This window comes from Rhodococcus sp. C1 (assembly GCF_020809065.1).
Classification (GTDB): Bacteria; Actinomycetota; Actinomycetes; order Mycobacteriales; family Mycobacteriaceae; genus Rhodococcus_F; species Rhodococcus_F qingshengii.
Window position 1 is genome coordinate 3,847,161 of the sequence record NZ_CP078080.1, and the last position, 11,371, is coordinate 3,858,531.

The following is an 11,371-nucleotide window of genomic DNA, read 5'->3' on the forward strand; positions in this document are numbered from 1 at the left end:
GCGCCCGATGATCAAGTCGGAAACACGGCAGGTCCGTCCGGATAGACTGGCGCGATGCCGAGCGACGCAATTGCGCAACCTGTCACTGCAGAGTTGACCGGTCGCGAAGCGCGGTGGGAGCGACACAACTCCGAGCGTCAGAAACGGATACTCACCTCGGCGGTCGAACTGATCGAAGAGCGTGCGGCAGGTGCCGAGGTGTCCGTCCAGCAGATCGCCGATCGTGCCGGCCTCGCCAAGTCGGTGGTGTACCGCCAATTCAGCGGCCGAGACGACCTCGATCGACGAGTCCGAGCGTTTGTGCTCGGACAATTTGCGGCGGCCCTGGACGCGTCGATGAGCATTTCGGTAGGCACTCTCGACCAGATCCTGACCCGAACCATCAGCGCAGTCGCCGAGTGGATCACCGAGCATCCGCGGATTCACGAGTTCATGGGTACCGGCCCCACCGACTACGACGACGAGAGCATCGACGCGATCAGCAGTCTGAAGGCCACAATCGCCGACTCCGCCCGCACCACTATCACCGAAGTCGGTCGATCCGTGGGGATCGACTCCTCACCCTTCGATTCACTACCGTTCGCAGTGGTGACAATGGTCGAGGGCACGCTCACCCACTGGGTCCGAAGCACCGATCCGAAGCCGAGCCGCGAAGAGATCGTCGCCGACCTCGCGAAATACACCTGGTACATGTTCGACGGCGTTGCCCGCTCGAGCGGACTACAGATCGATCCCCATGTCGAATTGTCCACGCTCATAGCCGAGCTGGTGTCCTCCGACGGAGGAACTTCGCGGCCGGACTAGATCCGGGTCTTGTCGGAACGCTTCGGCTCGCCGCGGTAGCGGGCGTAGTCGCCGTCGATGCGCAGCCTTCGCCACGCACGCTTCGACACCGGATTCATCAATCCGAGTTCGTCTGCCAGGGCTCGCATTTCGCCGAAGTAGTTACCCAGGATGCGGCGTGAATGCGGGCTCCCCCAGAAGGCGCTCTTCATCACCTCGTCCGGGATTCCGAATTCTTCGGCGAATTCCTTTGGCGGTGACATGATTTCACCCGCAAGCCAACGCATCGCGCCGGGGAAGGCGACCGATGTGATGGCTCGACTCGTACGACTGAGTCTGGGGACGTGATTGCGCAGGAACTCGTGAGCAAACGAGATGTGTCTCGCTTCTTCGGCGATGTGGATCTCCATGGTGCGGAGCATCGCCGGCGGCGTGTCCTTACCCTCACGGATGAGATCCTTCTGGAAGTGGTCGATCGGTTCTTCACCAGCCAGAATGCCGATGAAGAAGATGACCGGGAACTTTGCTCCCAGCACTCCGATGATCGGCGACAGCCGCCGGAACATCGGACGCATACCCGGCACGTCGATGTCCATGCGATTGACGAGTTCCTGGAACATCTGGATGTGATTGCACTCTTCGGTCATCTCGTGCAGGCAGTACCGGAACTCAGGCGACTGGTTGGGTAGCGCCATGATGTATTGCAGCATTCCCCGGATCAAGATGCTCTCGAAGGCCGAACCCACCTTGGTCACGTTCGCCTGACGCCACATTCCCATGGCGATTCGACGCTCCAACGACTGATCCTGGTACCACTGCGTCGCCCCGAGGGGGTCCGACACGGACGAGAGCACCCATCTCGGATCATGCGGATCGATCGCGAACTCTGGTGAATCCCAGTCGATGTCGAGATAGGGATCGAAACTGCGGGCAACTGAGCCCTCGGACAAAGTCTGCAGTACCTGGTGGTACGGCTTTTCCACTTCGATCGACGCTGACCGAGCCATCGGTGTCTCCTCACGGCCAGTCCGTCGATTGCAGTCGACGGACTTGAATGAGGTCAAACATAATGGGACACCGCGTCCCACGCAACCCCCTCGGGGGCCTATTTCAGGCCCGACGCAGCGGGATGATCTCGCGAACCTTCTCGTCCCGGAGATACAGTCCCGCCCACATGACGATTCCGGTGTAGACGGCAAACAGGGTCGTGCTCAGCAGAGGCTGTTCAGCTCGAAGGTTGGTCAACACCGCTCCCCCCAGGTAACCGGTGAGCAGAATCGCGCCGAGTATCGACGTTCGCGGAATCACGTACAGCGCAAGGCAGATCAGTTGCACCACCCCAGCCGTCAATGCCAGCGAGTCCGGCAACCCAAGTTCAGCCGACGCATCCTTGACTGTCTGAAGGTTGAGAATGTGAATGATGCCGTCGAAGAGCATGAAAACGACGAACAGCCCACTCAGGACGTATCCGAGCTTGCGAGCCGTGGCCGAAGGTGTCGTCGTCGTGGCGTTACCGGAAACAGTTTTGTTGTGGACGGGCTGGGTGGTCATCGGAATCTCCTGGGGCGAAGGCGAGCGGCCGGTTGCCACTTCGCTTGCAATTACGACTCCCGAGCGATCGAAAACTCATCGCGCCGGCCGTTACAACGCACCCGGCGTTCAGGACGATTCACCTCACGTGGTCTGATGGACGGTGACACGGGGTGCCGAAAAAGTCGGCTGAGATCAGACCCGATGAACCTGACCAGTTAGCACTGGCGGAGGGATGTCGACATGACCGAACAGCAATTTCAGCGCGCACTCAGCCTGGACGAGCAGATCGTTCTGATCACCGGTGGCGCCCGCGGGCTCGGCGCCGCACTGAGCCGAGCATTCTCCCGCTCGGGCGCCCGCGTAATCGTGAACTACAACAAGAGCCGCGATGCCGCCGAGGCCCTGGTCGCCGAACTGGGTGAGGATCGCACCTTCGCAGTCCAGGCGGACGTGACGGACCGCAGTTCCGTCGACCAGTTGTTCTCCGCTGCACGCGAGAGATTCGACGCACCGATCTCGACCGTGGTCGACAATGCACTGGTCGACTTCTCGTTCAACGGCGATGCACGGCCGAACGCGGACACGATCACCTGGGCCGACTTCGACTCTCAACTACGCGGAGCTGTTGCCGGAACACTCAATACCACCCAGGCAGCGCTACCAGGCATGCGCGAACTCGGCTTCGGCCGAATCATCACTGTCGGAACCAATCTGGTCCAGAATCCGGTAGTTCCGTACCACGACTACACCGCTGCCAAGGCCGCACTGTTGGCACTGACACGGACGCTGTCCGCCGACCTCGGTCCGGACGGGATCACAGTCAACATGGTCTCGGGCGGCTTGCTCCGCACCACCGATGCGAGCGCCGCAACACCGGAAGCCGTGTTCGACATGATCGCGGCAAGCACTCCCCTGCGCCGAGTCACCACGCCGGACGAATTTGCCGACGCTGCACTCTTTTTCGCCTCCCCATGGTCGCGGGCCGTGACCGGCCAGAACCTGGTTGTCGACGGCGGACTCGTCAAGAACTGATGGGCGCACAGCTGCGGATAGGTGCGTTCCTGCTCGGTTGCGGACATCACAGTGCGGCATGGCGTCATCGCGACTCACCGGTCGAAAGTCTCGGCGACATAACGTATTACGAGTCGCTCGCCCAGATCGCCGAACGCGGCAAGCTGGACGCCGTCTTCTTCGCCGACGGTCACAGTGTTCGCGAACCCGAGTCGGGTGCGTCGTGGTTTCTCGAGCCGATCACCGCATTGACTGCCATGGCACGAGCGACAGCGGACATCGGCCTGGTGACCACCATTTCCACCACTTTCTACACGCCGTTTCACGCGGCGCGACTGTTGGCCTCGCTCGACCACATCAGCGGCGGACGGGCCGGCTGGAACGTCGTGACCTCGATGTTCGACCAGGAGGCGCGCAACCACGGACTCGAGGCGATGCCCGATCATGCATCCCGATACGAACGAGCCGACGAATTTGTCGAAGTGGCCCTCGCATTGTGGGATTCATGGTCGGAAGACGCGCTGATTCTCGACCGGTCGGGGCGTTTTGCCGACGCAAACAGGATTTCTCGAATCGATCACGACGGCAAACATTTTCGGGTGGACGGGCCGTTGACGGTTCCGCGCTCCCCGCAAGGCCGGCCGGTGTTGTTCCAGGCCGGGGCGTCCGAGCAGGGCCGCGATCTGGCGGCGCGTCGCGCCGAGGCAATCTATTCGGTTGCCTACGACTTACCCAGCGCACAGGCCTACTACGCGGACGTGAAATCGAGAATCGAGCGAGCCGGCCGGGATTCGAGTTCGGTCGCCGTGATGCCGGGACTGGTCACCTACGTCGGCAGCACCGTCGCCGAGGCCAGGGCGAAGAAGGCCGAACTCGATCTCCTGCTGCCCACCGAACAGTCGATACGCCAACTCTCGTTGTTCACCGGACAGGATTGCGAGAACTGGGATCTCGACGGGCCCGTGCCCCCGTTGCCTCCACTCGAAGCGTTCACAGGGCCGCAGGGACGCTACGCCACTATTTTGCGGATCGTCGAGAAGGACGCACCGACTGTGCGGGAGCTCCTCGGGACGCTCGCTGCGGGTGGTGGTCACGCAACGATGATCGGAACACCGGAGTCGATTGCCGACGAGATGGGATCCTGGTTGAACGGCCGCGGTGCCGACGGTTTCAATCTGATGCCGCCGACCTATCCGCAGGGTCTGGAAGATTTTGTCGATCACGTGATTCCGGTGCTGCAGGCGCGTGGGTTGTTCCGTCGCGAATACGAGGGAGCGACTCTGCGAGAAAACCTCACCTAGTCCGGCAGTAGCGGCACCGACAGGTCCGGATCGCGTCCCAGGAGCACTCCCCTCGTGAGGGCCGCGGAGCCGAACTTCTTCCGGACACTGTCCATTGCCGAGTCGAGGGCGGCAGTGTCCGGACCCGCGAATCCTGGACCGTCGAAGGGCAATTCGAGTTGTTCGGCGCCGTCCCGATCCAGGTTGGAGACAGCGACACCGATCAACGTGATGCCCTTGTCCGCGATCATCGGTATCGCTTCGTCCAGCAGCACCATCGAGGCGCTCAGCAATTCCGCTGTGTCGGCGGTGGACCGGCGCAGCGTGTGAGATCGAGTTGCCCGCGTGAAATCCGCGAAGCGGAGCCGGAGCGTGACCGTGCGCCCCGTCCGCTGCGCCGAACGCATGCGTCGACTGACACGGTCGACAAGGGACATCAACGACGCATCGAGTTCTGCGCGGGGATGGAATCCGCGACCCAGCGCATGCTGAGCACCCATCGAACTGCGGCCACGATAGGCGCGGACGGGGCGCGGATCTCGATTGTGTGAGAGTGCGTAGAGATGGCGACCGGCGCCGCCCCCGAGAATCGAGACGATCGAGGATTCGTCGTGCCGAGCGATGTCACCCACCGTCACGATGTCGAAGTTTCGCAGCTTCTGGGCCGTGATCTTGCCGACGCCCCACAGCTTCTCGACCGGCAAGGGATGCAGGAACTCGGTCTCGCCCTCCGGCGGCACTCGCAGCAATCCGTCGGGTTTCGCGAATGCACTGGCGACCTTGGCCAGGAACTTGGTGCGTGCGATTCCGACCGTGATCGGTAGTCCGACCTGCTCGGCCACATCGCGTCTGAGGTTGGCTCCGATCTGCAGCGGGTTTCCCACGATCTTGGCGAGCCCGCCGACCTCGAGAAAGGCCTCGTCTATGGAGATTCCTTCGACCAGCGGCGACGTGTCGTGAAAGACGTCGAACACGTCTTTGCTCGCCTGCGAGTACGCCGACATTCGCGGAGGGACGACTATCGCCTGAGGACACAGTGATCGGGCCTGACCACCGCTCATGGCTGTGCGAACCCCGAACGCCTTGGCCTCGTAGCTTGCCGCCAAGACCACCCCACCACCGACGATGACCGGCCTGCCGGCCAGAGTCGGGTCGTCGCGTTGCTCGACTGATGCGTAGAACGAATCGAGGTCCGCATGCAGGATTGTTGCGTCACCTGTGGACCGACTACCGCCAGAATGATTACCGCCGGAACGAGCACCGCCAGGGTGATTACCTGGCGTTTCTTGATCCAGCGGTTCATGCGACACGAACATATGTTCCCATGCGCCACCGACACAATGAAAGGCCGCAAATAGATTCCATGGAATTAATCACGAATCGGGCGTACGGTGAGAAAATGATTCCACGGAATGCATATCGGTTCGGAGTCTGCTCGTGACCAGATCAGCCCTGAGCAGGCACTTCGACAACCTCGTCCGCTTCGAAACCGAACTGTGGACGGCCGTCGACCAGCGACTCCGAATCGAGCACGACCTGCCACTGAGTCGATTCGAGCCGATGCAGATCATCGACAGGCTCGGCTCCTGTCGGGTCTTCGACATCGCCGAGGCCCTCGCGATCACCGTCGGTGGCACGAGCAAGCTGGTGGATCGAATCGAAGCGGCTGGACACTGCCGTCGAAAATCCAATCCCACCGACAAACGATCCTCACTCATCGAGTTGACTCCCGAGGGCAATGAGCTGTTGCGGCGGGCGAAGGCAACGTTCGACGGCGAATTGGAGCGCCGTCTCGGTTCCGTGCTGACGCCCGACGCTCTCGATCGATTCGGCGCCACACTGGCCACGCTGCGTGAAGCCAATCGAAACCTGACACCGACCACGAAGGAAAAAGCATGACCGACACAATGCGCGCAATCGTGCTCGACGCCCCCGGCCCGCCAGAAGCATTGACTATCAAAGTGATTCCGATACCCGTGCCGATTGCGGGCTGGGTACTGGTCCGGGTGAAGGCTTTCGGCCTCAATCGATCCGAACTTCACACCCGCCTCGGCCTCGCCGAAGGCGTGACATTCCCGAGGGTGCTGGGCATCGAGGCCGTCGGCGAAGTGGTGAACTGCCCCGGCGGGGAGCTCACCGAAGGCCGGCAAGTCGCCGCCATGATGGGTGGGATGGGGAGGACGTTCGACGGCGGTTATGCCGAGTACACGTGCGTTCCCGTCAGTCAGGTCGTTCCCTTCTCGAGCGAACTGGACTGGTCGACAGTGGGAGCTGTTCCCGAGATGCTGCAGACGTCCTGCGGCTCGCTGACGGTAGGACTGGACGCGAAATCCGGTCAATCCCTGTTGATCCGGGGAGGAACCTCCTCGGTCGGCATGGCAACCGCAGTCCTGGCGAAGCAGTGGGGACTCACTGTCCTTGCGACCACCCGAGATGCGAACAAAGCGTCGTCGTTGACCGCGATCGGGGTTGACCACGTTATCGTCGACGACGGTGCTGTGGCCGGCCAGGTTCGAGACATCCTCCCGGGCGGTGTTGATCTGGCCCTCGAATTGGTCGGAACACCAACACTTCCCGACACGTTGCGCGCGACCCGCGTTCACGGCACCGTGTGTTTCACGGGAATGCTGTCCAACGAGTGGACAGTCAAAGACTTTTATCCGATCGACTACATTCCACGCGGAGTGCGATTGACCTCGTACGGTGGGGACGCGTCCGACCTGCCTGCCGGCGTACTGCAAGACTTCCTCTCCGCTGTGGCGTCAGGCGAGGCGGTGGTACCGATCGACGAGGTGTTCGCGTTCGAGGACGTCGCGCGAGCACATGCCAAGATGGAAGCCGGTACGGCACGTGGCAAATTGGTAGTTGTGCTCTGACCTGGCTTCTCACACCACGAATCGATAACCCATTCCTGCCTCGGTGATCAGATGCTTGGGGTTCGCCGGGTCATCCTCGAGCTTCCGACGAAGTTGAGCCAGGTAGACACGTAGATAGTGGGTCTCGGTGTCGTACGCCGGTCCCCACACTTCCCGAAGCAACTCCTTCTGCCCGACCAGCTTTCCGCGGTTGCGCACAAGCATCTCGAGCATGCCCCACTCGGTCGGAGTCAGGTGCACCTGTTCACCGCGCCGACTCACTGTTTTCGCAGCCAAGTCCACCGTGAAGGACGCGGTCTCGACCGACGGTTCCGAAGTGTCCGCCGCGGAGGTTCCCCGCCTCGCCGCAGCGCGCACGCGGGCCAGAAACTCGTCCATCCCGAAGGGCTTGGTGACGTAGTCGTCCGCACCGGCGTCGAGAGCCTCGACCTTGTCCGCGGAATCCGTGCGCGCCGACAGCACGATGACCGGCGCCGTGCACCAGCCACGCAGGCCGGCAAGCACTTCGGTGCCGTCCATGTCGGGCAGTCCGAGATCGAGTACCACGACGTCCGGTGGACGCTCGGCAGCAGCCCGCAAGGCACCGGCGCCCGTCGACGCGGTCACCACCTCGTACCCGCGCACCGAAAGATTGATACGCAGAGCTCGCAGAATCTGCGGTTCGTCGTCCACTACCAGGATTCGACTCATGATCCATTCCCATTCGTACCGGCCGCAGCCAACTCCACGATCATCGTCAATCCCCCACCAGGTGTGTCTGTGGCGCTGACCGTTCCGCCCATCGCATCGACAAATCCGCGCACCACGGAAAGTCCGAGGCCCACTCCGCCGGTGTTGTCGCGATCTCCCATCCGTTGGAACGGCTGGAACATCGTTTCGGCCTCACCTCGCGGAACACCTGGGCCCGTATCGGCAACACTGATCACCACACGATCACCGAGTTGCGCCGCCCCGACGCGCACCGGGGTTTCTCCCCCGTAGCGCAGAGCGTTGTCGACGATGTTCGCAATCACCCGCTCGAGCAGACCTTGATCTGCCTGCACTGCAACGGTACCCACGTCGACGACTACACTTCGAGCCCGCGAATCCGAGCGTCCACCGATGCCGAGGCCCAGCAACGCGCGGTGAACCACCTCGTCCAGATACACCGGCCGCAGCGTGGGTTTCACCACCCCGGCGGCAAGTCGGGACGAGTCGAGCAAGTTCCCGACCAGCGCCGTCAACTGATCCGCCGACTCCTCGATGGTTGCCAACAATTCAGCGGTGTCTTCGGGCGAGAACTCGATGTCGTCGCTGCGCAGACTCGACACCGCCGCCTTCACTCCGGCGAGAGGCGTTCGCAGGTCATGGCTTACCGCTGACAGCAGGGCTCGACGCAGTTGATCAGCCTCGGTGAGCGCGGCAGCCTTGCTCGCCTCGACTGTCAGTTTCTCCTGGCGGATCATCCCAACTGCTTGGTGAGCCACCACCGTCAGCACTCGTCGATCCCGCGCACTCAGGTCGGGCCCAGCCAACAACAGCGCGTATTCCCCGTCGTTGACCTCACAGACCGTATCCGCTTCGTCGTCCGTGGTCGGCGGCTGCGTACCCACGGCGGCGATGACTCCGTCGTCGTGATGAATGACGGAAACCCCTCGCTGGCGATAGATTTCGAGTGCCTTCGCCAGAAGTGTCGACAGATCCGCTCCGCGGAGAACTGATCCCGCGAACAGTGTGAGCAGTTCGGCTTCCTCGGATGCGCGCTTCGCCTCGCGGGCGCGCTTTGCTGCGGCGTCGACCAGAACGGCAACTGCCACAGCCACGATCAACAGCACGACAGTGGTGATGAAGTTGTCAGGTTCGGCGATGGTGAAGCTGTACCGCGGATCGGTGAAGAAGTAATTGAGCAGCAGTCCCGAGATCAGGGCCGACAATATCGCCGGGCCGACGCCGCCGAGGAGGGCGACCAGAACGACCACGACGAAGAACAGCGCGTTCTCGCCGTTGACCCCGGAGATTCGGTCGACGAGACCCATGATCGCGGCCGCGAGCGAAGGCACGACGATCGCCGCAATCCACGACAGGACCCGGCGCTCCGAGCGCCCCAGCACCGAAATGCGTCGTCGCGCCGTCGCTTCCTCGTGCGTGACCATGTGAACGTCGATACCACCGGACTGCTGAACCACCGCAGCGCCGATCCCCTCGTCGAGGATGCGAGCCAGGCGGGAACGCCGCGACGTTCCCAGCACCAACTGTGTGGCGTTCTCCTCACGCGCGAACTCGAGGAGCGTCGACGGTACGTCGTCACCGACAACGGTGTGAAGCGTGGCGCCGACTCCGACAGCCAACGCGCGCACCTTGCCCATCTCGGGGGCCGAGACGCCGGTGAGTCCGTCACCGCGTACGACGTGGACCACCATCAGCTCGGCGCTCGACTTCGACGCGATTCGAGATGCGCGTCGTACCAGGGTTTCCGACTCCGGTCCCCCGGTCACGGCAACGACGACACGCTCGCGCGCTTCCCAGGTATCGGTGATCTTGTTCTCGGCCCGGTATTTCGCCAGTGCGGCGTCCACCTGATCGGCCACCCACAGCAGAGCCAGTTCGCGTAGCGCCGTGAGGTTTCCGCGTCTGAAGTAATTGCCCAAGGCCGCATCGACCCGTTCTGGTGAATACACGTTTCCGTGAGAAAGTCTGCGGCGCAGCGCCTCCGGGGTGATGTCGACCAGCTCGACCTGCGCCGCACTACGCACTACCGCGTCCGGAACCGTCTCCTGCTGAACCACGCCGGTGATGTGCGCGACAACGTCGTTGAGGCTTTCGAGGTGTTGCACGTTGACCGTGGACAGAACGTCGATCCCGGCTTCGAGCAGTTCCTGTACGTCCTGCCAGCGCTTGTGATTCTTGCTCCCTGGCGTGTTGGTATGTGCCAACTCGTCCACCAGGACAAGGGCCGGACGCCGAGCCAACACGGCCTCGACGTCCAGTTCCGGCATCCGTGTTCCGCGATAATCCACCAGCTTGGGCGGCACTGTTTCGAGGTCTCCGATCTGCGCCGCGGTGCGGGCGCGGCCGTGTGTCTCCACGACGGCCGCGACCACGTCACAGCCACGATCTCGACGCCGATGAGCCTCACCGAGCATCGCGAAGGTCTTTCCGACGCCGGGCGCAGCGCCGAGGTAGATACGCAATTCACCACGTTTGCGTGCCCTACCGAAAGATTGACCGACCTTCTCCGAAGAACTCACGTGACAATCATCCACCAGTCGTCGGTGCAGCACACGTAGGTGCCGTCAATCCGAGTGCCAGGTTCAATTCCAGTACGTTGACTCGCTCGGCTCCGAGAAATCCGAGTTGCCGACCGTCGGTGTGCTCGGCCACCAAGTCCCGCACCTGGTCTTCCGAGATGCCGTTGTTGGCCGCCACCCTCGCGACCTGCAGTTCGGCGTACGCCGGACTGATGTGGGGATCGATACCCGAGCCCGAACCGGTGACTGCGTCGACGGGAACCGATGCCGGGTCGACACCCTCACGTGCCGCGATGGCTGCCCGGCGCTCGATGACGAATCCGGCCAGAATCTCGCTGCTCGGCCCCTGGTTGGACGGCAGTGCCGCAGCGGGATCACCGGTGGCAAACGGATCCTCGTCCGAAACGGATCCGACAACACGATTGTGGAAGAACGGGTCCTGCTGCCCTTCGGCGACCTGCGGATCGACACCCACCCAGGCACTGCCGACCACGCAACCGGCGGCATCGGTGACCGGTGAGCCTTCGGCAGATCCGGAGCTGATCCGGCTGACACCCCACACCGCGGCGGGATAGACCACACCGAGAACGACGGTGAGCGCGAGCAATACGAGCAAACCCGCCCACACCTGTTTGGCAAAACCGATAGTGAAACGCATGTC

General features: G+C 62.6%; 11 protein-coding genes and 1 riboswitch. Of the genes, 5 read left to right on the plus strand and 6 right to left on the minus strand.

All coding sequences use genetic code 11. The annotated features are described in order from the left end of the window. The first annotated feature begins 54 nt into the window (after positions 1 to 54). Positions 55 to 804 carry a TetR/AcrR family transcriptional regulator gene (locus KTR60_RS17560; protein WP_007731095.1) on the plus strand — a complete coding sequence of 250 codons (750 nt, stop codon included), beginning with the start codon at positions 55 to 57 and terminating at the stop codon, positions 802 to 804. Here the strand turns inward: KTR60_RS17560 and KTR60_RS17565 are convergent. Continuing rightward, the gene (locus KTR60_RS17565) at positions 801 to 1,790 is read right to left on the minus strand and encodes an AurF N-oxygenase family protein (protein ID WP_228401090.1); all 990 of its coding nucleotides are present in this window, start codon (positions 1,788 to 1,790) and stop codon (positions 801 to 803) included. The two genes, KTR60_RS17560 and KTR60_RS17565, sit on opposite strands and share 4 nt — an antisense overlap. A gap of 103 nt (positions 1,791 to 1,893) precedes the next feature. After that, positions 1,894 to 2,334 (minus strand): DoxX family protein, encoded by a 441-nt coding sequence (locus KTR60_RS17570; protein WP_228401091.1) that lies wholly within the window; start codon positions 2,332 to 2,334, stop codon positions 1,894 to 1,896. A gap of 138 nt (positions 2,335 to 2,472) precedes the next feature. Beyond that, a riboswitch (TPP riboswitch) is annotated at positions 2,473 to 2,566 on the plus strand. Between KTR60_RS17570 and KTR60_RS17575 the strand changes: the two genes are divergently transcribed. Together KTR60_RS17575 and KTR60_RS17580 are read left to right on the plus strand one after the other, a co-directional pair. Next, a complete protein-coding gene (locus tag KTR60_RS17575; RefSeq protein WP_064074774.1) occupies positions 2,557 to 3,348 on the plus strand; it encodes a 3-oxoacyl-ACP reductase in 792 nt (263 codons plus the stop codon). Its footprint overlaps the riboswitch before it by 10 nt. Then, positions 3,348 to 4,628 carry an LLM class flavin-dependent oxidoreductase gene (locus tag KTR60_RS17580; protein ID WP_065456295.1) on the plus strand — a complete coding sequence of 427 codons (1,281 nt, stop codon included), beginning with the start codon at positions 3,348 to 3,350 and terminating at the stop codon, positions 4,626 to 4,628. Before KTR60_RS17575 ends, KTR60_RS17580 begins: the two co-directional genes overlap by 1 nt. Here KTR60_RS17580 and dinB read toward each other — a convergent pair. Then, complete coding sequence (gene dinB, locus KTR60_RS17585) at positions 4,625 to 5,923, minus strand: DNA polymerase IV (RefSeq protein ID WP_228401092.1); 1,299 nt, start codon at positions 5,921 to 5,923, stop codon at positions 4,625 to 4,627. The two genes, KTR60_RS17580 and dinB, sit on opposite strands and share 4 nt — an antisense overlap. A 121-nt stretch (positions 5,924 to 6,044) precedes the next feature. Here dinB and KTR60_RS17590 point away from each other — a divergent pair, with 121 nt between their 5' ends. Both KTR60_RS17590 and KTR60_RS17595 read left to right on the plus strand, forming a co-directional pair. Continuing rightward, complete coding sequence (locus tag KTR60_RS17590) at positions 6,045 to 6,506, plus strand: MarR family winged helix-turn-helix transcriptional regulator (protein ID WP_007731082.1); 462 nt, start codon at positions 6,045 to 6,047, stop codon at positions 6,504 to 6,506. Beyond that, positions 6,503 to 7,483 carry a zinc-binding alcohol dehydrogenase family protein gene (locus tag KTR60_RS17595; RefSeq protein WP_228401093.1) on the plus strand — a complete coding sequence of 327 codons (981 nt, stop codon included), beginning with the start codon at positions 6,503 to 6,505 and terminating at the stop codon, positions 7,481 to 7,483. Before KTR60_RS17590 ends, KTR60_RS17595 begins: the two co-directional genes overlap by 4 nt. A 9-nt stretch (positions 7,484 to 7,492) precedes the next feature. On the opposite strand, the gene KTR60_RS17600 is transcribed toward KTR60_RS17595, so the two are convergent. The 3 genes from KTR60_RS17600 to KTR60_RS17610 are packed head-to-tail and all read right to left on the minus strand — an operon-like array spanning position 7,493 to position 11,368. Further along, positions 7,493 to 8,173 (minus strand): response regulator, encoded by a 681-nt coding sequence (locus KTR60_RS17600; protein WP_003944545.1) that lies wholly within the window; start codon positions 8,171 to 8,173, stop codon positions 7,493 to 7,495. Continuing rightward, complete coding sequence (locus tag KTR60_RS17605) at positions 8,170 to 10,710, minus strand: sensor histidine kinase (protein WP_003944466.1); 2,541 nt, start codon at positions 10,708 to 10,710, stop codon at positions 8,170 to 8,172. The genes KTR60_RS17600 and KTR60_RS17605 overlap by 4 nt, the downstream gene beginning before the upstream one ends. Before the next feature lie 7 nt (positions 10,711 to 10,717). Beyond that, complete coding sequence (locus tag KTR60_RS17610; protein ID WP_007731080.1) at positions 10,718 to 11,368, minus strand: potassium-transporting ATPase subunit C; 651 nt, start codon at positions 11,366 to 11,368, stop codon at positions 10,718 to 10,720. Positions 11,369 to 11,371: the final 3 nt, after the last annotated feature.

What these genes read in the sequence shown, in the direction of transcription:
- KTR60_RS17580 (WP_065456295.1), top strand. Translation starts at nt 3,348, where the DNA reads ATGGGCGCACAGCTGCGGATAGGTGCGTTCCTGCTCGGTTGCGGACAT.
- KTR60_RS17600 (WP_003944545.1), bottom strand. Translation starts at nt 8,173, where the DNA reads ATGAGTCGAATCCTGGTAGTGGACGACGAACCGCAGATTCTGCGAGCT.
- KTR60_RS17595 (WP_228401093.1), top strand. Translation starts at nt 6,503, where the DNA reads ATGACCGACACAATGCGCGCAATCGTGCTCGACGCCCCCGGCCCGCCA.
- KTR60_RS17575 (WP_064074774.1), top strand. Translation starts at nt 2,557, where the DNA reads ATGACCGAACAGCAATTTCAGCGCGCACTCAGCCTGGACGAGCAGATC.
- dinB (WP_228401092.1), bottom strand. Translation starts at nt 5,923, where the DNA reads ATGTTCGTGTCGCATGAACCGCTGGATCAAGAAACGCCAGGTAATCAC.
- KTR60_RS17560 (WP_007731095.1), top strand. Translation starts at nt 55, where the DNA reads ATGCCGAGCGACGCAATTGCGCAACCTGTCACTGCAGAGTTGACCGGT.
- KTR60_RS17565 (WP_228401090.1), bottom strand. Translation starts at nt 1,790, where the DNA reads ATGGCTCGGTCAGCGTCGATCGAAGTGGAAAAGCCGTACCACCAGGTA.
- KTR60_RS17610 (WP_007731080.1), bottom strand. Translation starts at nt 11,368, where the DNA reads ATGCGTTTCACTATCGGTTTTGCCAAACAGGTGTGGGCGGGTTTGCTC.
- KTR60_RS17570 (WP_228401091.1), bottom strand. Translation starts at nt 2,334, where the DNA reads ATGACCACCCAGCCCGTCCACAACAAAACTGTTTCCGGTAACGCCACG.